Annotated in this window: 20 protein-coding genes and 1 pseudogene; 8 read left to right on the forward strand and 13 right to left on the reverse strand. The window is 71.4% G+C overall.

Going from position 1 to position 19,967, the window contains the following annotated elements:
• Positions 1–12 precede the first annotated feature (12 nt).
• The 4 genes from ACFHWT_RS13410 to ACFHWT_RS13425 all read right to left on the reverse strand — a co-directional run bounded on the left by ACFHWT_RS13410 (position 13) and on the right by ACFHWT_RS13425 (position 4,815).
• Entirely contained in the window at positions 13–768 is a 756-nt protein-coding gene (locus ACFHWT_RS13410; protein WP_123606438.1) for a LytR/AlgR family response regulator transcription factor, read from the reverse strand.
• Positions 765–2,024: a sensor histidine kinase gene (locus ACFHWT_RS13415; RefSeq protein WP_416594926.1), complete on the reverse strand. Its 1,260-nt coding sequence runs from the start codon at positions 2,022–2,024 to the stop codon at positions 765–767. Before ACFHWT_RS13415 ends, ACFHWT_RS13410 begins: the two co-directional genes overlap by 4 nt.
• Before the next feature lie 96 nt (positions 2,025–2,120).
• The gene (locus tag ACFHWT_RS13420; RefSeq protein WP_416594927.1) at positions 2,121–3,632 is read right to left on the reverse strand and encodes a sugar transferase; all 1,512 of its coding nucleotides are present in this window, start codon (positions 3,630–3,632) and stop codon (positions 2,121–2,123) included.
• 322 nt (positions 3,633–3,954) lie between these two features.
• Positions 3,955–4,815, reverse strand: coding sequence for an Fpg/Nei family DNA glycosylase (locus tag ACFHWT_RS13425; RefSeq protein WP_416594928.1), 861 nt, complete (start codon positions 4,813–4,815; stop codon positions 3,955–3,957).
• 49 nt (positions 4,816–4,864) lie between these two features.
• On the opposite strand from ACFHWT_RS13425, the gene ACFHWT_RS13430 reads away from it, so the two are divergent.
• Complete coding sequence (locus ACFHWT_RS13430; RefSeq protein WP_416594929.1) at positions 4,865–6,058, forward strand: glycosyltransferase family 4 protein; 1,194 nt, start codon at positions 4,865–4,867, stop codon at positions 6,056–6,058.
• A gap of 91 nt (positions 6,059–6,149) precedes the next feature.
• On the opposite strand, the gene ACFHWT_RS13435 is transcribed toward ACFHWT_RS13430, so the two are convergent.
• Genes ACFHWT_RS13435 through ACFHWT_RS13455 form a run of 5 tightly spaced genes read right to left on the reverse strand, consistent with a single transcriptional unit; the run spans position 6,150 to position 9,936 of the window.
• Positions 6,150–6,848: a CDP-alcohol phosphatidyltransferase family protein gene (locus ACFHWT_RS13435; protein WP_416594930.1), complete on the reverse strand. Its 699-nt coding sequence runs from the start codon at positions 6,846–6,848 to the stop codon at positions 6,150–6,152.
• 7 nt (positions 6,849–6,855) lie between these two features.
• Positions 6,856–7,923 carry an iron-containing alcohol dehydrogenase family protein gene (locus tag ACFHWT_RS13440; protein ID WP_416594931.1) on the reverse strand — a complete coding sequence of 356 codons (1,068 nt, stop codon included), beginning with the start codon at positions 7,921–7,923 and terminating at the stop codon, positions 6,856–6,858.
• On the reverse strand, positions 7,911–8,642 hold the full coding sequence (locus ACFHWT_RS13445) for a sugar phosphate nucleotidyltransferase (protein WP_416594932.1): 732 nt from the start codon (positions 8,640–8,642) through the stop codon (positions 7,911–7,913). The genes ACFHWT_RS13440 and ACFHWT_RS13445 overlap by 13 nt, the downstream gene beginning before the upstream one ends.
• A gap of 53 nt (positions 8,643–8,695) precedes the next feature.
• Positions 8,696–9,463, reverse strand: a complete 768-nt coding sequence (locus tag ACFHWT_RS13450; protein ID WP_416594933.1) for a hypothetical protein — start codon at positions 9,461–9,463, stop codon at positions 8,696–8,698.
• On the reverse strand, positions 9,460–9,936 hold the full coding sequence (locus tag ACFHWT_RS13455) for an NUDIX hydrolase (protein ID WP_416594934.1): 477 nt from the start codon (positions 9,934–9,936) through the stop codon (positions 9,460–9,462). Before ACFHWT_RS13455 ends, ACFHWT_RS13450 begins: the two co-directional genes overlap by 4 nt.
• Before the next feature lie 103 nt (positions 9,937–10,039).
• On the opposite strand from ACFHWT_RS13455, the gene ACFHWT_RS13460 reads away from it, so the two are divergent.
• Both ACFHWT_RS13460 and corA read left to right on the forward strand, forming a co-directional pair.
• Positions 10,040–11,137, forward strand: coding sequence for a PLP-dependent aminotransferase family protein (locus ACFHWT_RS13460; RefSeq protein ID WP_416594935.1), 1,098 nt, complete (start codon positions 10,040–10,042; stop codon positions 11,135–11,137).
• Between the two features lie 71 nt (positions 11,138–11,208).
• Positions 11,209–12,360, forward strand: a complete 1,152-nt coding sequence (gene corA, locus ACFHWT_RS13465; protein ID WP_416594936.1) for a magnesium/cobalt transporter CorA — start codon at positions 11,209–11,211, stop codon at positions 12,358–12,360.
• A gap of 62 nt (positions 12,361–12,422) precedes the next feature.
• On the opposite strand, the gene ACFHWT_RS13470 is transcribed toward corA, so the two are convergent.
• Positions 12,423–12,950, reverse strand: coding sequence for a hypothetical protein (locus ACFHWT_RS13470; protein ID WP_416594937.1), 528 nt, complete (start codon positions 12,948–12,950; stop codon positions 12,423–12,425).
• A gap of 225 nt (positions 12,951–13,175) precedes the next feature.
• On the opposite strand from ACFHWT_RS13470, the gene ACFHWT_RS13475 reads away from it, so the two are divergent.
• Together ACFHWT_RS13475 and ACFHWT_RS13480 are read left to right on the forward strand one after the other, a co-directional pair.
• Positions 13,176–13,703, forward strand: a complete 528-nt coding sequence (locus ACFHWT_RS13475; protein WP_123606426.1) for a peptidylprolyl isomerase — start codon at positions 13,176–13,178, stop codon at positions 13,701–13,703.
• Between the two features lie 122 nt (positions 13,704–13,825).
• Positions 13,826–14,764 carry a rhomboid family intramembrane serine protease gene (locus ACFHWT_RS13480; protein WP_416594938.1) on the forward strand — a complete coding sequence of 313 codons (939 nt, stop codon included), beginning with the start codon at positions 13,826–13,828 and terminating at the stop codon, positions 14,762–14,764.
• Positions 14,765–14,860: 96 nt separating this feature from the next.
• Here ACFHWT_RS13480 and ACFHWT_RS13485 read toward each other — a convergent pair.
• Positions 14,861–15,226: pseudogene (locus tag ACFHWT_RS13485) on the reverse strand (PH domain-containing protein); the annotation flags it as partial.
• Positions 15,227–15,363: 137 nt separating this feature from the next.
• On the opposite strand from ACFHWT_RS13485, the gene ACFHWT_RS13490 reads away from it, so the two are divergent.
• The 3 genes from ACFHWT_RS13490 (at position 15,364) to ACFHWT_RS13500 (ending at position 18,177) form a co-directional block, all read left to right on the forward strand.
• Positions 15,364–16,566, forward strand: a complete 1,203-nt coding sequence (locus ACFHWT_RS13490) for a thiolase family protein (protein WP_416594939.1) — start codon at positions 15,364–15,366, stop codon at positions 16,564–16,566.
• Positions 16,567–16,621: 55 nt separating this feature from the next.
• The gene (locus ACFHWT_RS13495) at positions 16,622–17,074 is read left to right on the forward strand and encodes a hypothetical protein (protein WP_123606423.1); all 453 of its coding nucleotides are present in this window, start codon (positions 16,622–16,624) and stop codon (positions 17,072–17,074) included.
• A gap of 395 nt (positions 17,075–17,469) precedes the next feature.
• Positions 17,470–18,177, forward strand: a complete 708-nt coding sequence (locus ACFHWT_RS13500) for a glycosyltransferase family 2 protein (protein WP_416594940.1) — start codon at positions 17,470–17,472, stop codon at positions 18,175–18,177.
• A gap of 40 nt (positions 18,178–18,217) precedes the next feature.
• Here the strand turns inward: ACFHWT_RS13500 and ACFHWT_RS13505 are convergent, their stop codons facing one another.
• Together ACFHWT_RS13505 and ACFHWT_RS13510 are read right to left on the reverse strand one after the other, a co-directional pair.
• Positions 18,218–19,114, reverse strand: coding sequence for a transketolase family protein (locus ACFHWT_RS13505; protein ID WP_416594941.1), 897 nt, complete (start codon positions 19,112–19,114; stop codon positions 18,218–18,220).
• Positions 19,107–19,955 carry a transketolase gene (locus ACFHWT_RS13510; protein ID WP_416594942.1) on the reverse strand — a complete coding sequence of 283 codons (849 nt, stop codon included), beginning with the start codon at positions 19,953–19,955 and terminating at the stop codon, positions 19,107–19,109. Before ACFHWT_RS13510 ends, ACFHWT_RS13505 begins: the two co-directional genes overlap by 8 nt.
• Positions 19,956–19,967: the final 12 nt, after the last annotated feature.

A 19,967-nucleotide genomic window follows, 5' to 3' on the forward strand; every position in this document is an offset into this window, starting at 1 on the left:
CCGAGCCGTCGGTCACCTGCTCCAGTCGTGCTTGGCCGCCCGGACCAGCTTGTCCTTCAACTCCCGGGTGTGCCGTCGGGAGACCGGCAGCTCGGTGCCGTCGATCACCACCACGTACCCGGAGCTGGCCAGCCGCAGCTCGGTGATCAGCCGGAGCTGGACCAGGAACGACCGGTGGATGCGGACGAAGCCGGCGTCGGCCCAGCGCTCGCCGAGGGTGGCCAGCGGCACCCGGACCAGGTGCGAGCCGTCGGCCGTGTGCAGCCGGGCGTAATCACCCTGCGCCTCCACCCAGCGCACCGCCGACCGGGGCAGCATCCGGGTGGTCCCGGCCAGCTCCACCGGGATCGCCGGGTCCTCCTCGTTGCGAGCGATGGCCGCCGGATGGGTCGGCACCACCCGGGCGGTCAGCACCCGGCGGACCGACTCGGCCAGCCGCTCCGCGCGTACCGGCTTGCGGACGTAGTCGGTGACACCGAGGTCGAAGGCGTCGACCGCAGCGTCGTCGTACGCGGTGACGAAGACGATCGCCGGTGGCCGAGCGAACCGGCGCAGCACCCGGGCCAGCTCCATGCCGTCCAGCCCGGGCATCCGGATGTCGAGGAAGACGGCGTCGACGTCGGTGTCGCGCAGCACCCGCAGCGCCTCGGTGGCGTCGGCGGCGGTGTGCAGCCGGGCCACCCGGGGGTCGGCCCGCAGCAGGTAGGCCAGTTCGTCGAGGGCGGGCGGTTCGTCGTCCACCGCGAGCACCCGGAGGAACGGGGTCACGACAGTACCTCCCACCGGCCGGTCGCCCCCGCCCCCGGCCGTACGTCGGGGTGGAACTTCGGCACCCGCATGCTCACCTTCGTCCCCGCTCCCACCGCCGTCTCCACCACCAGCCCGAACTCGTCGCCGAAGACCGAGCGCAGCCGTTCGTCGACGTTTGACAGGCCGACGTGCTGACCGGCGTCGTCGACCGGGTCGGCACCGCGACGTACCGGGTCGGCGCCGGCGCCGGCGGTCAGCACCGCCGGGTCCATCCCCACCCCGTCGTCCTCGACGGTGATATGGCACTCGGTCCCGGCGTCCCGCGCCTCGATGCTGACCGTGCCGAGCCCTGGCTTGCGCGACAGTCCGTGCCGTACCGCATTTTCCACCAGTGGCTGCAGGCAGAGGAAGGGCAGATGGACCGGCAGCACCTCCGGGGCGATCTGTAGCCGGACCTGGAGCCGTTCGCCGAACCGGGCCCGTTCGATGGTCAGGTACCGGTCGATCGACCGCAGCTCCTCGGCGAGCGTGGTGAACTCGCCGTGCGCCCGGAACGAATAGCGGGTGAACTCGGCGAACTCCAGGATCAGATCCCGGGCCCGTTCCGGGTCGGTCCGGACGAACGACGCGATCGCGGTCAGCGCGTTGTAAATGAAGTGCGGGCTGATCTGCGCCCGCAACGCCCGTACCTCGGCTCTGGCCAGCCGTTCCCGTGACGAGTCCAGCTCGGCCAGCGCCAGTTGGCTGCCGGCCCACCGGGCGGTCTCCAGGGTGGCCTGTACCAGCCCTGGTGCCGGATCGTCGTCGACCACCGCGACCAGCGCGACGGTGGCGTCGCCGTCCGGCCCGGTGAGCGGGGCGACGACGGCCCCGCGCACCAGACAGTCTGGCCGGTCGCAGGGCAGGTCCCGGGCGGTCAGCACGAGGGAGCGGCCGGCGTCGAACGCCCGCCGGGCGGCGGCGGTGAACTGTTCGGCATGGTGCTGGCCGCGGCCATCGAACGCGAGCACCGCCTCGCTGCCGGTCAGCGCCGCGCCCGGGGCGCCGACCAGCGCCCGCAGGTGCCGGACGGCCTTGGCCGCGTCGGTCGCCCCCAGCCCGTTGCGCAGCGGTTCGGCGGCCAGGCCCGCGGTGTGCAGGACCTGGTACGTCGCCCGCTGCGTCGCGGTGGCGATCCCGCGCCGGGCGCGCAGCCGGACGACCGCGTACACCGCGGCGGCCAGCGCGGTCACCAGAGCCAGGACCGCCAGTGGTGCGGATAGGTTTGCCGCCACGGACAGATCTTGTCCGCTACCGGCGGTGCTGCCAAGCGGAAGGCGACGATCGGTCGGTCAGCGGTCGGCTGCCCGCTTTCGACGGACTTCCGGTGATCAGTAGGCACCCTTGCGGGCCAGCACCACGCCGATGGTGCGCCACAGGATGCTCAGGTCGTAGGTCAGCGACCAGTTGTCGACGTAGTAGAGGTCCAGCCGGACCGCTTCGTCCCAGGACAGGTCGGACCGGCCGGAGACCTGCCACAGCCCGGTCATCCCGGGCCGGACCAGCAGCCGCCGCCGGACGTCGCCGAGGAAGTCACCGTCGTCGGCGGGCAACGGCCGCGGCCCGACCAGCGACATCTCGCCCTTGAGTACGTTGATCAGCTGGGGCAGTTCGTCGATCGAGCTGGCCCGCAGGAACCGACCGATCGGGAAGACCCGCGGATCGTTGCGGATCTTGAACAGCATGCCGTCGGTCTCGTTCTGGTCGACCAGCGACGCGAGCCGCTCCTCGGCGTCGACGTACATGGTCCGGAACTTCCAGACCCGGAACACCCGGCCCTCATGGCCGACCCGGGGCTGCCGGAAGAAGACCGGGCCCCGGTCGGAGAACCGGATCGCGATCGCCACCGCCAGGAACAGTGGTGCCAGCATGATCAGACCCAGCCCGGCGGCCAACCGGTCCAGCAGGTTCTTGGCCAGCCAGCCCAGGCCGGAGAGGGTGGGCTCCTCGACATGCAGCAGCGGCAGACCTTCGATCGGCCGGATGTGCACCCGGGGACCGGCGATGTCGGTCAGCTGTGGTGCGACCACCAGGTCGATCCCGCTGCCCTCCAGCTGCCAGGCCAGCCGACGCAGCTCGCCCGGCTCGGAGCTGGCCGAGCCGCAGACCGCGATGGTGTCCGCGCCGACCTCCCGGACCAGGGCGAGGACGTTGCGGCCGGCGTACACCGGTACCGGGGTCTCGAGGCCCCGGGCCGCCGCGTAGCCGTCGGTGAGGTGGATCGCGACCGGCATCAGCCCGGCGGCGGGACTGCGGGTCACCGCCGTGAAGACCTCCAGGGTTTCCGGCAGGGTGCCGACCAGCACCATCCGATGCGTGGCCTGCCCGATCCGCCGACGCAGCACGTGCAGGGCGTACCGGGCGAGAAAGCGGAACATCAGGATGAACGCCAGCGCGCCGAGCAGCGCGGTGGCCACCGAGAGCCGGGACAGGTCGGTCTTGGTGGCGAAGGCGAGGAAGGAGACGCTGGCGGCGACCGTCACCCCACCGCGCAGTACCCGCTTGAACTCGTCGGTGCCGAGGCCGAGGTAACGCCGGTCGTAGGCGCCGGTGCCCCAGAGCACCACCACCCAGCCGAGCGGCAGCAGCAGGTAGGTGACGGTGTGGAACCAGGTGGCGTCCACATCGGCGTCGGAGAACCCGGAGGTGGCCTTCTCGAACAACGAGATCGACAGGTAGCTGGCCAGCACCGCCGCCGCGAAGTCCAGCGCGAGCAGGATCGCCGTGTACGGACGGTGCCAGCGCGACGCGCGACGCCGTGCCCGGGCCCAGGCGGACCGGGGTACGCCGTTGGTCGGTGTCGGCGTCGGCGGTTGGATCTCGAAGCTGTCGACGTGGCGCACCCTGTTGCTCCGGCTGGTGTTGGTTACCGGGCGCTGGAGGCTTGTCGTCACCTCACCCACGTCCTCCCGCGTGACACGTGCCGCCCACTCTCCGTGAAGGCTTGGCTCGCCCACCAGCTCAGTCTCTCACGGTGCCCGTACACGGACGGTAACCCGAAAGACTTTACGCCCCCCGGCCGAACGGTGGGGACCGGCGGTTCCGGCGGTGTTGAAGCATTGGGACCGGGCCACTATACCGATGGATCGTCTCTGAGGAAGTCTCCGTTGTGGTGCAGATCGCCGTGGCGCGGGACGTACGGGCTTCTGCGCCCTATTTGGTCACCTAACGCACAAGACGGGACAACCGTCGGTCAGCGAGTGGGCGGCCGCCGGTCTGGCAGGTGGGGCAGTACTGCAGGCTCGAATCTGCAAAAGAGACTTCTCGCACCAGATCGCCACAAACAGGGCAGGGCAGGCCGGTTCGACCGTGCACCCGCATCCCCGAGCGCTTCTCACCCTTCAACTCAGCCGCCCGCTGACCCACCGACCGGTCCACCGCGTCGGCCAGCACCCGCCGTACCGCCTCGTACAACCCCGCCAGCTGATCGTCGGTGAGCCGGTTGGTCAACGCGAACGGCGACAACCGCGCGGTGTGCAGGATCTCGTCCGAGTACGCGTTACCGATGCCGGCCAGCACCTCCTGCTCGGTCAGCACCCCCTTGACCTGACCCCGCCGAGCGCGCAGCCGCTGCACGAAGGCTTCCAGGTCCACCGCGAGCGCGTCCGGACCCAGCCGGGCCACCCCGGGCACCTGCGCCGGATCGGTCACCAGGTACGCGGCCAGCTTCTTCTGCGTACCGGCCTCGGTCAGGTCGAAGCCCGAGCCGTCGTCGAGGCGGACCCGTACGGCGATCGGCCCCTTGCCCGGCTTCAACGGCGCGGCGGAGGGAAACGACTCCCGGTAGTGCAGCCAGCCGGCCCGCGCCAGATGCACCAGCAGATGAAGGGTGCCGTCCAGCTCGACATCGAGGAACTTGCCGTGCCGGCCGGCACCGGTCACCGTCCCGCCGGCGACCGCCGACGGCGGCGGATCGTACGTCTTGAGCGCGTTGATCGCCGACACCTCGACACGCTCGACCCGGCGGCCGACCGCGCGCTGGCGCAGGTAGGCCGCGAGCGCCTGTACCTCCGGCAACTCGGGCACATCTGGAGACGGTAGCGTCTGACGGCGTCGAGCAGGAGGGGTTGACCGGGTGAGAGTCGTCGTGGCGCACAACCGATACCGGCAGGCCCAGCCGTCCGGCGAGAACGTCATCGTCGACAGCGAGATCGACCAGTTGGCCGCCGCCGGTGTCGAGGTGATCCCGTTCCTGCGCAGTTCCGACGACATCCCGGCGCTGCCGGCCACCGGCAAGGCGCTGCTGCCGATCTCGCCCAGCTACGCCCCGGCCGCCCAACGCGACCTGGACCGGTTGCTCACCGAGCACCGGCCTGACGTGCTGCACCTGCACAATCCGTACCCGCTCATCTCGCCCTGGGTGATCCGCACCGCGCACCGGCACCGGGTGCCGGTGGTGCACACCGTGCACAACTACCGGCAGGTCTGCTCTGCCGGGCTGTACTTCCGCGACGGCCGAATCTGCACCGACTGCCGGGGCCGGGCGATCGGCCTGCCCGCAGTGGTGCACCGCTGCTACCGCGGCTCCCGCGCGCAGAGCGCGGTGATGGCCGCGACCCTGGCCCTGCACCGGCCCACTTGGCGCTCGGTCGACCGGTTCATCGCGCTCACCTCGGCGGTCGCCGGGCACCTGCGGGACTACGGCGTCCCCGACGAGCGGATCGTGGTCAAGCCGAACGCGATCGCCGATCCCGGCCCGCCCGCTCCGCTCGGCGACGGTTTCCTGTTCCTGGGTCGGCTCACTCCCGAGAAGGGCATCGGTCTGCTGCTCGACGCCTGGCAGCGGCACCCGGACAGATCGCTCGGCGCGCTGCGTATCGGTGGCGACGGGGAGCTGCGGCCGCTGGTCGAGACCGCCGCCGCCGGACGCTCCGACATCGACTTCCTCGGCCCGCTGGACAGATCAGGGGTACGCGACGCGCTGCGCGCCAGCGCCGTGGTGCTGGCCGTCTCCACCTGGCACGACGTTCTGCCGACCGTGGTGATCGAGGCGTTGGCCAGCGGCCGGCCGGTGCTCGGCACCGCCCTCGGCGGCATCCCGTACCTGGTCGGCGCCGACACCGCTGGCCATGCTGGCACCGGCACTGCTGCCGGCTGGGTGGTACCGCCGGAGGCCGCCGCACTCGCCGCCGCCCTGCCGGTCGCCCGCGACGGCGCCGCCGCACTGGCCGGCGTCGCCCGTACCCGCTACGAGACCACCTTCCACCCCGACGTGGTGATGAAGCAGCACCTGGCCGTCTACGACGCGGTCGCCACCAAGATCAGTTGACCGCCACCAAGATCAGTTGACGAAAAACCGGCCGACACGCCGGTGCCATCCCGAATTTCCATCATGTGATCTTCCGGCCCGCGAGGGTCGGTCAGCGGAGGGCGGAGCGGGCCGAGAAGGTGATGCTGGCCAGCAGGAAGCCGCCGTTGACTACGGTGAACGCGGCGATCAGCCAGACCGTCAGCACCGGGGCGGCGGTCAGCACCAGCCCGGCGACGGTGACCACCGCTCCGTAGTCGCGGATCAGCTTCACCAGCCGTACCGGCAGCGAGGTCGAGGTGACCATGCTGGCCGCGTTCGGGCCGGCCTGCATCACCGAGGTCACCAGGTTCACCATCCAGGTGCCGGCGAACGCCGCGAGCAGCCACACCGGGGTCTCCGGCAGCTGCGCCACCGCCACCGCGGACAGCGCCGTGACCAACGCGATCTGCGCGGCCACGTCGCAGAGCACGTCGACCCGGGCACCGGCCGGGCTGGTCTGCCCGGTCACCCGGGCCAACTGCCCGTCGGCGCAGTCCAGCGCGTACGCGATCTGCCAGCCGACCAGCGCGACCAGCCCGATCAGCCAGGCCGGGACGGAGCCGTCGGCCACCGCGTCGGCGGTCGCGATCACTACCACCGACGCGGCCAGCCCGAGCAGCAGGTTCGCCACGGTCAGCACGGTCGGAGCCAACCGCAGCCGGGCGGCGGCGTACGCGAACACCGCCCCCAGCCGCTGGCTGACCGCCTCGCTGAACAGCCCACCCCCCCTGTTCGCCTGAAAGAAGTCTTTCAGGAACGGAAAGGCCACCGTTTGTTCACCTTGAGGGCATGCTGAGGGCACCGAGGTATTCTGCCAGCCGCTCCTGGACGGCATCCGCACCGAGGTGCAGGTGCTCCAGGATGGTGTACCGGTCCGGCCGGGTGTGCGGGGCGTGCAGTACGGCGGAGACGAAGTCGTCGTCGGTCAGCCCCAGGTCAGCCGGGCGCACCGGCAGGCCGTGCCGGCGCAGCGCCGCCGCCAACTGCCCGAACCGCAGCTGGTCCCCGCGCAGGAAGGTGCAGAACAGCGCACCCAGCCCGACCTGCTCGCCGTGCGAACCGGCACCGGGGTGCAGCAGGTCGAGGGCGTGCGAGATCTCGTGGCAGCCGCCGCTGGCCGGCCGGCTCGACCCGCACACCGCCATCGCGATCCCGCCCAGGATCAACGCCTCCGCGAGGGTGGTCATGAACGCGTCGTCGCCGAGCCCTCCCGGATGGCTGATCAGCGCCTCCGCCCCGGTGCGGGCCAGCGTCACGGCGAGACCGTCGATCGGCTCGTCGCGGACCGCGTGCGCCAGCTCCCAGTCGGCGACCGCGTTGAGGTTGCTCAACGCGTCGCCGACACCGGCCCGGGTCTGCCGGTCCGGGCCGTCGGAGACGAAGTCCAGGTCGACCACGATCGCCAGTGGGATGTGCACACCGTACGACCCGCGCCCGCCGTCGTGGTCCAGCGACGCCACCGGGGAGGCGATCCCGTCGTTGGCCAGGCTGGTCGCCACGCTCACCATCGGTACGGCGTACCGGGAGGCGGCGTACTTGGCGGTGTCGATGGTCTTGCCGCCGCCGATGCCGACAACCGCGTCGTAGGAGCGTTGCCGCAGCTTCTCGCCCAGCTCGTGGGCGGCGTCCAGGGTGCCGCCGGCGACGGTGAAGACGTCGGCCCGGCCGAGCCCGGGAGCGATCAGCTCGGCGATCCGCTCGCCCTGGCCGGGGCCGACCACCACGGCGACCTCGCCGCCGGCGGAGATCCGGCGGTCGGCGAGCAGCGCGCCCAGGCCGGCGACGGCACCCCGGCGCACATCGATGGCGAGCGGGGTGTGCACGGTACGGGCTAGTAGCGGCATGCGATGTCCCGAGCCTTGATCAGGTCGTCGTGGTTGTCCACCTCGACCCAGTCGACGTCGCCGATCGGCGCTGCCCGTACCTCACCGCCACGGTCGGCGTACTCCTGGTAGCCGTCCTCGTAGTAGAGGTTGGGGTCGCGCCGCCAGGTCGCCTCCAGCGCCTCGGTGAGCCCGGCGGCGGCCGACGCCTCGATCAGCGTCGCGCCGATGTACTCGCCGTGCGCCTGCGCCGGATCCATCAGCTTGGTGATCCGGGTCAGCTGCCCGGCGTCGTCGAAGACGACCTTCATCTCCTCGTCGGCGAGCTTCTTGACCGTGTCGACCGCGAGCAGGATGCCCGGCCCGCGCCCGGCCAGCAGCGTCTGCTCGACGCTGGCCGGGTGCACGGTGTCGCCGTTGACCAGCAGCGCACCGGCGGCGAAGTGGTCCCGCGCCAGCCACAGCGAGTACGCGTTGTTCCATTCCTCGGCGCGGTCGTTGTCGACCAGGGTCAGTTTCACGCCGTGGCGGTCCTGCAGGTCGGCCTGCCGGGTCCGGACCGCGTCCGCGGCGTAGCCGACGACGACGACCACGTCGGTGAGCCCGGCGGCGGCGAGGTTGCGCAGCCCGATGTCCAGGATCGTGGTCTCCCCGTCGACCGGTACCAGCGCTTTCGGCAGAGTGTCGGTGTACGGCCGTAGTCGCCGTCCCGCTCCGGCAGCGAGCACGAGACCGATCATCAGACGGTCCTCCTGGTGAGGGGTGGGTGGGGTACCGGTGGAGGATAGCGGCATCAGCCGGGAAGCGCGCCGAGGTCGGCGAGCAGCGTCAACCGCTGCTCCGGTTCCAGCGCCTGGTACGGGCCGGCCGCCCGACGGTCGGTCTCCTGCTCGATGGCCAGCCGGGCCGGGCCGGGCGGCAGGTCGACGATGCTGCGGGCGGTGTGCCCGGCGGCGGCCCAGGCAGCGGCGTGCGCGTCGGCCCGGAGGTTGCGCAGCACGGTGAGCCGGTTGAGCAGCAGCACCCCGGCCGGGGTGCCCTCCGGCTCGTACGGCGGGGCGACCGCGCGAAACGCGTCCTGCCCGCCGGTCTCACCACCGGCCAGCGCGGCGGCCAGCAGCCGGCCGGTCAGTTCGACCAGCCGGACCAGCCGGGCCGCGTGTTCGGCACCCCAGATCTGGCCGGTGACCGTGGCGTGCAGCCCGTACAGGTCGGTGAGGAAGGCGGCGCCGCGTTCGGTGGCCCGCAGCGCCCCGTCCGGATGGCGCACCAGCATCCCGTACGCGACCTGCTTGTCCAGCACCCGCTGACAGCTCGCCGGGTCCTGGTAGCGGGTGACGGCGGCGAACCCGGCGGCGTCGACCAGGCCAGCCGGCGCGGCCAGCCTGGTCCGCAGATCGACCAGGTAGCCGATCGCGGCCGGACCGCCGTACCGCTGACGCAGCTCGGTCCCGGCGGTGTCGGCGGCGGCCATCGCGGCCCGGTGCACCCGGTCGACGACGGGGGCGGTCAGCGCCGCGCACCGGTGACCGGGCAGCCACAGCTGGTCGCCGGCGCTCACAGGCCCAGGGAACGCAGTACGGCGAAGCCGTTCTCGGCGATCCGCCGGATCAGCCCGTCGTTGACGTGAGCCGATTCGTCGAGCACGTCGAGCGCGTCGGCGGTGAGCCAGCGGAACTCGGTGTGCTTGCCGGCTTCGAGCTGCGGATTGGCCAGGTCACCGTCGACCCGTACCAGATAGTCGAGCTCGACCCGGGCGATGCCGTCGTTGCCGACGTAGGCGTACTCGCCCACCTCGGCGAGAATGTGCGAGACGGTCCACCCGGTCTCCTCGAGTACCTCCCGGTGCAGGGCTTCGATCGGCGTCTCGCCCGCTTCGAGGTGGCCGCCGGCGATGTCCCAGGTGTCGGGGAACAGTCGACGCTGCGGCGAGCGGCGCTGGAAGAAGATCCGGCCGTCGTCGTCGACGATCAGCGCCGCGACGCAGCGCAGCGGTTCGCTGGCTGCCGCACGGTCGGGGGGTGGGGCGGACACGCCTGTGACCCTAGCGAGCACCCCGGGGGAAGAACCAGGACCAGCATGTGTGCTGGCGCACCGGCCGGCGGTGATCGGTCGGGCAGGTCGTACGCTGGCACCCATGAGCGCCGAGCAGCTGATCTCGTTCGCCCGTGGGGCGCCCTCGCTGGACATCGTCGACATCGACGGGCTGAAGGCCGCCGCCGGGCGGGCCTTCGACGCCGACCCGGCCGGGGCGACCGCCTACGGCACCTCCGTCGGCTACCTTCCGTTGCGCCGTTGGATCGCCGACAAGCACCGGGTCGCGCCGGAGCAGGTGCTGGTGACGAACGGGTCGCTGCAGGCCGACGCGTTTCTCTTCGACCATCTGGTGAAGCCGGGCGACGCGGTGGTGGTGGAGCGGCCGACGTACGACCGGACGCTGCTCAACCTGCGCCAGCTCGGTGCCGAGGTGCACCCGGTGACGCTGCAGCCGGACGGGCTGGACACCGACGAGTTGCGCAAGCTACTGGAGTCCGGGGTCCGGCCGCGGCTGGCGCACGTCATCCCGAACTACCAGAACCCGGCCGGGGTGACGCTGTCGCTGCCGAAGCGGCGGGCGTTGCTGGAGCTCGCGGCCGAGTTCGGGTTCACCGTCTTCGAGGACGACCCGTACGCCGACATCCGGTTCCGGGGCGAGGCGCTGCCGTCGATGCTGTCGCTGGACACCGACGGTGTGGTGGTGCACGCCTCCAGCTTCACCAAGACCGTCTGCCCGGGGGTCCGGGTCGGCTACCTGGTCGCCGAGGCCGGGCTGATCAAGACGATCGCGGCGCGCGCCACCAACCTGTACATCTCGCCGGGCATGGTGGCCCAGGCGATCGTGCACCAGTTCTGCGTCTCCGGCGACCTGGACCGGTCGATCACCACGGTGCGCACCGCGCTGGCCGAGCGCGCGCAACTGCTAGCCGAGTCGTTGCGCAAGCACATCCCAGGGGTACGGTTCACCGAGCCGGACGGCGGGTACTTCCTCTGGGTCGACCTGCCGGACGACGTGGCGGTGGACGCGCTGGTGCCGGTGGCCGCGCAGCGCGGTGTCGCGGTGGTCAAGGGCAGTGACTTCCTGCTCGACGGCGGCGAACACGCGCTGCGGCTGGCCTACTCGGCGGTCACCGTCGATCAGATCGACGAAGGCGTCCGCCGGTTGGCGGCCGCGATCGACGAGGTACGCGCGGGCTAGCGGCCGGCGTCTCTGCCGGCTTCGGCCGGACGGGTGCCGTGGTGCCAGGGTGCCGGGAAGGAGACGGGCGAATGGCGGACCAGGACCGTGGGCAGCAGCGGTGGCCGGACGGCGGGAGCAGCCGGGCGTTGTCGCGGGCCTGGACGGCCCCGGTCCGGGCGGTCAGCCGGATGCTCACCTCGACCGAGACCCCGCTCGCGCCGGACCCGGCGCCGGTCGAGGAACGCAGCGGGGTGGTCGACTGCGCGCTCTACATCGACGGCATCCGCCAGCCGGGCTCGTGGCAGCATCCCGAGGCGCTGGCCACCGCCCGCCGGGAGCGCAACGCGTTCGTCTGGCTGGGGCTGCACGAGCCGAGCCTGGCCGAGATGGCCGGCATCGCCGACACGTACGGGCTGCACGAGCTGGCTGTGGAGGACGCGGTCAAGGCCGAGCAGCGGCCCAAGCTGGAGCAGTTCGGCGAGGTCAACTTCCTGGTGCTGCGGACCGCCCGGTACGTCGACCACGAGAAGCTGACCGGTGACTCGGAGGTGGTGGAGACCGGCCAGGTGATGCTGTTCATCGGCGAGGGCTTTGTGATCAGCGTCCGGCACGGCGACGCCTGCCGGCTGGCACCGGTGCGGGCCGACCTGGAACGCAACCGGGACCTGATGGTGCAGGGGCCGTGGGCGGTGGCGTACGCGATCACCGACCGGGTGGTGGACCTCTACCTGGAGGTGGTGGACCGGGTGGAGACCGATCTGGACACCGTCGAGGCGGACGTCTTCTCGCCCGAGGCCAGCGACAAGGTGCACGAGATCTACCAGCTGAAGCGGGAGCTGGTGGAGTTCAAGCGCACCGTCGCCCCGCTGCAGCGGCCGATGATGACCCTGACCGCCGAGATCAACGAGGACGTGCCGGCCGAGATCCGCCGTTACTTCCGGGACGTGCAGGACCACCTCAGCCGGGTGGTGGAGCAGGTCAACGCGTACGACGATCTGCTGAACTCGATTCTGCAGGCCCGGCTGGCGCAGGTGACCGTGGCGCAGAACAACGACATGCGCAAGATCGCCGCCTGGGCCGGTATCGCCGCGGTGTGGACCGCGTTGGCCGGCATCTACGGGATGAACTTCGAGTTCATGCCGGAGACCGGTTGGGAGTTCGGCTACCCGGTCGTGCTCGCCCTGATGCTGAGTATCTCGCTGGTGCTGTACCGGTCGTTCCGGCGCAACGGCTGGCTCTGAACGCCGTCGTGCCGCTGCGGGCGTCCGCCGACGCCCGCAGCGGCAGGTCCGACCGCCGGTACTCAGGCACGCCCGTTGCGGGCGGTCGTCGTCGGGTCGCTGTCCATCGCCGAGACCGGGTCGCCGTGCGGCTTGCCGCCGTCGGCTGGCATCGGCATGACCGACTCGTGGGTGGCAATGCCGGCCGCCCGCATCGTGTCCAGCGCCTGACCCGGGTCGTACTCCTCCCACTGCGCGGCCTGGCGACGCCGTGCCGCGATGGTGCCGATCGCGGCTCCCGCCGCGAGCACGCCGACGATCATCGGCCAGCGGCGTCGGCTGTGCTTGGCACGCTTCGACGGGGTGAGCTTCGCCTTCATCGCCGGCATCGCGGTCCGTTTCGCTGCCTTCATGTTCTTCATGTTCTTCGTCTTCGCCTTTCTGGTTGCCCGGCGGGCCTGGCGGGCCCCGTCGGCGGCGGCCACCGCCAGCGGTGCCAGCGTGGCCATGGTCGCGGTCATGCCCTGGGACGCGGAGCCGCGTACCCGGTCGGCGGTGGGTGCCACCGCGTCCCGGGCGGCGTGGAACCGGGGTCCGACGGTGGCCCCCACGCCCCCGGCCGCATGCGTCGCCGCCTGCATGAAATGATCTAGGCTCTCGCCGAGCTCCGCTCGGACGAGATCCCGCCGCCTGGCGCGCCTCGAGATCCTCAACACCGCTGCCTACCTCCTGTGCCGTCGTTACGCCGTCATCCTCCACCTTCGGGTGCCTCCGTGTGACCGGATCGGGCACATGGGAGGATCCGCATGGAACTGACCAACAACTGAGGAGTACCCGTGGCTGAGGCTGTCTACGCCACCTTGCACACCAATCACGGACCGATCCGGTTGGAGCTGTTCGCCAACCACGCACCGAAGACGGTCCGCAACTTCGTCGAGCTCGCCGAGGGCACCCGCGAATACACCGACCCGCGTACCGGTCAGCCGGGCAGCGGTCCGTACTTCGACGGCACCATCTCGCACCGCGTGATCAGCGGGTTCATGATCCAGATGGGCGACCCGACCGGCACCGGTCGGGGTGGCCCCGGCTACACGTTCGCCGACGAGTTCCACCCGGAGCTGCGCTTCGACCGACCGTACCTGCTGGCGATGGCGAACGCCGGGCCGGGCACCAACGGTTCGCAGTTCTTCATCACGGTCAGCGCGACCACCCACCTGAACAACCGGCACACGATCTTCGGCCAGGTGGCGGACCAGGACTCGGCGAAGGTCGTCGACTCGATCGCGACCACGCCGACCAACCCGGCGGACCGTCCGCTGAGCGACGTGGTGATCAACCGCGTGGAGATCGAGCGGGTCGGCTGAAGCCGGTCGGTCACGAGGCGGCCGCCGCAAAGCCCGCCGGGTAACCTTGGCGCTCATGAGCGAGCACCGGGGTTGCCGACTCTCGGCGCGGGTCGTCGGCACCGGCGCAGTGAGGTGGCGTGATGAGTGATCCGGCCCCGACGGTGCCGGTCTGCTACCGGCACACGTCCCGGGAGACCTGGGTCCGGTGCGCCCGGTGCGAGCGGCCGATCTGCCCGGACTGCATGCGGGACGCCGCGGTCGGGCACCAGTGCCCGGAGTGCGTCGCCGAGGGGCGACGGACCCAGCGGTCGGCGCGCACTGCCTTCGGTGGCAGTGCCGCCGGCCAACAGGGCATCGTCACCAAGGTCCTGATCGGCGTCAACGCGGTCGTCGCCCTGATCGGGGTGGCGATCTCCGGCGGTGGCTCACTGCTCGGTGCCGGGCTCTTCTCGGCCGCCGGGCGGCTGCACGCGTTCGGCGGAGTGATCGGCCCGGATGTCACCGTCCGGCCCAACGGCACTGTCCTTTCCGGGGCGCTGCCCGGGTACGGCGACGTCTTCATCGGCATCGACGGCGGCGGCGTCTACCGGCTGATCACCGCGATGTTCATCCACTACGGGCTGCTGCACCTGCTGTTCAACATGTGGGCACTATGGGTGCTCGGCCGCAACCTGGAGGCGGTGCTCGGGCCGGCCCGGTTCCTGGCGCTGTACCTGATCGCCGGGCTCGGCGGCAACGTCGCGGCCTACCTGGTCGACCCGGGTGCGCTGTCCGCCGGCGCGTCCACCGCGGTCTTCGGCCTGTTCGCCGCGTTCTTCATCGTGCTGCGCCGGCTGAAGCGGGACACCTCAGCGGTGGTCGGCATCCTGGTGATCAACCTGATCCTCACCTTCACCGTGTCCAGCCTGTCGATCGCCGGTCACCTCGGCGGTCTGATCACCGGCGGGTTGATCGGGGCGATCCTGGCCTACGCTCCGCGTACGAACCGAACCGTGGTGCAGGCGGTCGGTGCCGGTGCCGTGCTGCTGTTCCTGATCCTGGTCACGGTGGCCCGGATAGCCCTGGTGCACGCCGGTTGACGACGGTCCGGTCGCGGCCGGGCACAGGCTCTGCGGCGCCGCCCGCTGCAGTGCCGCCGCGACCTCGTCCGGTGCGGCGCCCAGCTCGTTGCCGCCGATCAGGTGGAGCGAGTCGCCCGCGTCGATCTCCAACAACTCGCTGCGGATGCCCCGGTGGCCGCGGCGGTCCACGCTGATCGACTCGATCCGGTCCCAGGCGACGGTGTGCCGGCGGGCGAAACCGGTGACGACGCCGACCCCGGCCGGCCCGGCGGTCAGCCGTACCGGCACCACCAGGTCGCGTACCGCCCAGCCGACCAGGCCGGTCGCGGCCAGCAGCGCGAGGACCAGCCGGACCGGATCCCCGTCGCCGAGGAGCAGGCCGGCGGTGCCGATCAGTACGGCGACCGCGATCTTGCCGGCCGGGACCTTGCCGGCGACCCGCCAGGACAGCTCCGTGGGTTCGCTGGGTTCGCTGTGCACCGGTCAAGGATGGCTGTGCGCCGGTCGAGGCCGCCAGTCGCGCGGGTCGAGGCTGCCAGTCGCGCGGGTCGAGGCTGCCAGTCGCGCGGGTCGCGGCGTACGATTCGGGAAACGAGGTTACCCGGGAGTAGGTAGGCATGAGGGACGCGGTCATCGTCGGAGCGGTCCGGACCCCGATCGGGCGGCGCAAGGGCGCCCTGGCGTCGGTGCACCCGGTCGAACTGTCCAGCCACGTGCTGCGGGCGCTCGCCGAGCGGACCGGTCTCGAACCGGCCGACGTCGACGACGTCGTCTGGGGCTGCGTGTTCCAGGAGGGCGACCAGAGCTGGAACATCGGGCGTAACGCCGTACTCGCGGCGGGTTGGCCGGAGTCGGTGCCCGGCACCACCGTCGACCGGCAGTGCGGGTCGAGCCAGCAGGCGCTGCACTTCGCGGCCGCCACGGTGATCTCCGGGCAGGCCGACCTGGTGGTGGCCGGTGGCGTGGAGTCGATGACCCGGGTGCCGATGGGGGCCAGCACCGGTGCCGGGCGGCCGTTCGGCGACCAGGTGCGGGACCGGTACCGGGGGGTCGACGGCGTCGTCGCGGACGATCCCGTTCCGTTCAACCAGGGGGTCGGCGCCGAGCTGATCGCCCGGCGCTGGGGGTTGTCGCGTACCGCGTTGGACGAGTTCGCGCTGACCAGCCATCAGCGGGCGGCGGCCGCCCAGGACGCCGGCGAGTTCGACGCCGAGATCGCGCCGGTGCCGGTCACCGACGCCGCCGGGCCCGACGGCGACAAGTTCGGCGCCGACAAGTTCGGTGCTGACGAGGGCATCCGCCGCGACACCTCACTGGCGAAGCTCGGTGAGCTGGCCACTCCGTTCCGGGCCGACGGGGTGGTGACCGCCGGATCCGCCTCACAGATCTCCGACGGCGCGGCGGCACTCGCGGTGACCACGTCGGAGTGGGCCCGGGCGCACGGCGTACGGCCGTTGGCCCGGGTGCACACCGCGGTGGTGGCCGGTGACGATCCGGTGATGATGCTGACCGCTCCGATCCCGGCGACGGCGAAGGCGTTGCGCCGGTCCGGGCTCGACCTGACCGACATCGGGGTGTACGAGGTCAACGAGGCGTTCGCGCCGGTTCCGCTCGCCTGGCTGGCTGAGACCGGTGCGGACCCGGCCCGGCTGAACCCGCGTGGCGGCGCGATCGCGCTGGGCCATCCGCTCGGGGCCAGCGGTGCCCGGATCATGACCACGATGCTGCACCACATGCGCTCCAACGGCATCCGGTACGGGCTGCAGACGATGTGTGAGGGCGGCGGGATGGCCAACGCAACCATCGTGGAAATTCTGTAGCTGAAATTTCGCCGTTACCCCGAGTCATTGTGCATTGACGTGTCGTTAACACGACATGGACGTCTTCTCCCGCACGTTCCTGCCGGCGGCGGCTGAGACCGCCGTCCCGATCTCGACCACCAGCCGGCACATGCCGGTGTTCCGCCGCTGTGTCTCGCCCAACGAACGCACCGTGCTCGTCACCCGGTGCCAACGCCCCGACCAGCCGATGCAGGGTGACTACCTGCTTCTGTTGACCCGGCGGCGACTGGTGGTGACCCAGGAGACGCTGCTGTGGCGCCGGCTACGGCTGCACCTCAACAGCGAACTGCGTCACCTCGACCACGTCACCTGGACCACCGATGCGCGGGCCGGCATCGTCGAACTGGCAGTCACCGCCGTCGACGGCATCCGGGAACGGTTCCTCATCAAGGCCGGCGACCCGGCCCGGGCCAGCCACATCGAAGCCCTGTTCGGCTACGCGTTCCTGGCCCGCCCGTTGGACGCCCGCAGCGGTGCCGCCGCCTGACTGGTGGTAACCGGCCGCCGGCACGCGGCCTGGTCGTAGCGGCCGGCGGCCAGCCGGTCACGGACCGGCGATCGGCGACTGGATCGACCCGGAACAAGCGGAGCACTTCAACCACACCTCGCGGGTGCGGCCACTGATCAGGGCGAAGGTAAAGGCCTTGCCGGCACCGAGGCATTTCGGGCAGATCTTCGGCCGCCGTCTCCTCGGTCCCGGCAGATCATCTTTCTCGCCCATGGGGGCGAGATTACCGTCCCCCAATACTCCGAGTGGAAGTCGACCGCCGCCGAAAATCTTTCGGGCGACCCAGGCGCGCACCTGCGGCTCGCCGGGCCCGTACGCCCCGACTGGTTGGGCTAGTCTAGGTCCACTGCCACCGTATGCATTCGGAGACCACCGTGAAGCTCTCGATCCTCATGCCGGTCTACAACGAGGAGGCGCGGGTCGGCGATGCCCTCAAGCAGGCGCTCGCCGTCGACTATCCCTGCGAGATCGAGTTCCTGGTCGTCGACGACGGCAGCCGGGACGGCACCGGTGCGATCCTGGAGAGCGTCGACGACGCACGGCTGCGGGTGATCACCCATCCGCGCAACGCCGGCAAGGGCGCGGCGATCAAGACCGCAGTGGATTCCGCCGAGGGTGACTACATGGTGATCCTCGACGCGGACCTCGAGTACGACCCGCAGGACATCCCGAAGCTGCTCGAGCCGGTGCTGGACGGCCGTGCCACGGTGGTCTACGGCAACCGGACCTTCGGTAGCCACAGCGCCTACAGCTTCTGGTACGTGATGGGCAACAAGGCCGTGACCACGGCGGCGAACGTGATGTTCAACTCCTACATCGGCGACCTGGAGACCTGCTTCAAGCTGCTGCCGCTGTCGCTGTACCGCTCACTCGACGTGCGCTCGCGCGGGTTCGGCATGGAGGCGGAGGTCACCGGCAAGCTGCTGCGCCGCCGGATCCGCCCGTACGAGGTGCCGATCTCCTACCGGGCCCGGGGCCGCGAGGAAGGCAAGAAGATCACCTGGAAGGACGGGGTCGAGGCACTGTGGATCCTGGGTCGGGAGCGGACCCGGCGCCAGGGTCGTGCCCTCCCCGGCGCCTGAGCCCTGCCGTCTCTGTCGATAAACCGCTGACGAATGCCGGTCAGCCGGTGACGAACCGGGTGACCGAGCGCCGCAGGCCGGCCGGGTCCAGCCCGTGCCAGCGGTCGTGGTCCGCCGCGCTGCCGTACCGATGCAGGTCCTCCCGGCCGACCCCCAACGACAGCAGCCGGTACGGCCGGTCCGCCAGCGCGGCGCCGACCAGGTGGCTGGACGTGCCGGCCAGGTACGGCTCGACCAGCACCACCACCGGATCGACATAGTCGACGAGCATCCGTAGGCCGGTGACGTCGAACGGGCGCGGCGTGTTCGTGTACGCCACCGTCACGTCCAACCCGGTGACCGCGTCCAACGTCGGGTCGAGCATCGGGCCGACCGCGACGACGACCGGGGCTCCCCCGCTGCCCCGACGCACCGTCACCAGCCGGCCCGACACCCCGTCACCGTGCGGGCTGCGGTTACCGCGTGCGGCCAGCCGCAGGTAGACGGCATCGTCGTGACCGGCCGCCGCGCGCAGCAACGGCGCGACCTCGTCCGGATGGCCTGGTACGTGCACCGTCCACGGCCCGGCCGTGTCGAGTAGCGCCACGTCACCGGGGGACATGTGGGTGCGGCCCTCCGCCGCCGCGTCGTACGAACCGCCGACGCTGACCAGCACCGCGCCGACGCCCTGGTGGTCGAGGTCGAGCTTGATCTGCTCGTACGCCCGGTCGACCAGGAACGGCGCGTAGGAGTGGGCGATGGCCCGCAGCCCGGTCATCGCCAGCCCGCCGGCCACGCCGATCATCAACTGCTCGCGGATGCCGACATTGAGCACCCGGTCGGGGTGTCGGCGGGCGGCCGGGGCGAACGCCTCGGCCGAGATGTCGGCCAGCACCAACGCGGTACGTGGGTCGTCGTCCAGCAGGCCGGTGGTGGCGCGGGTGAAGGCGTCACGCATGACCGTCCTCCTTGCCGTCCGAGGTGGTGTACTTGGCCGGCGTCCGGGCGACCACCAGATGTGGGCGTACCCCGTCGTGCCCGGTCAGCGTTGCGGTCAGTGCCTCGTGGTCCCGGCCGTCGACGGTGGTCGTGGTCCAGCCGTTGACGCTGAACCGGCTGGCCAGTCCGCCCGGCCAGCCGTGGGTGGCCGAATCGTTGTCGACGACGATCGCGGTCAGCTCGGCGAGTTGCCGGCTGCCGGCGTACGCGATCGCCTCGTGGTTCGACCCCTCGTCGAGCTCGGCGTCGCCGACCAGGACGTAGACCCGCGCTCCGCCGGCCCGACCGGCCCCGCCGGCCCGGGTTTCGCCGGCACCGCCGGCCCGGTAGGCCAGGCCCTGGGCGCGCAGGCCGAGCAGCATGCCGACGCCGAGGCCGAGGCCGTGCCCGAGCGAGCCGGAGCCGATCTCCACCCCGGGTACCAGCAGCCGGTCCGGGTGGTGTCCGAGCGGGCTGTCCGGCCCGGCCAGGTCGTCGAGCCAGGCGTCGGGGATGAACCCCTTCGCGGCGAGTACGGCGTAGTAGGCGGCCGGCCCGTGCCCCTTGGACAGCAGGAACCGGTCCCGGTTGGCGGCGTCGACGGTCTGCGGGCTGATCCGCAGGATCCGGTCGTAGAGGACCCACAGCACGTCCAACGTCGAGTTGGCGCTCGGCTCATGCTTCTCGTCGCCGGTGATCCGGCGCAGCAGCGGCGGAAGTGCCGCGTACCCGGTGGCGGTCTGCGGCGGAAGGGGTGCGGACCCGGTGGGGGCCGGCGGCGGGTGCGGCGCTGCGACCGGGCTGGCTATGAAGGCTGACATGCCCCTACCCTG

Origin of the sequence: Micromonospora sp. LOL_021, assembly GCF_048060215.1 — a bacterium.
In the GTDB taxonomy this organism is placed as follows: domain Bacteria; phylum Actinomycetota; class Actinomycetes; order Mycobacteriales; family Micromonosporaceae; genus Micromonospora_E.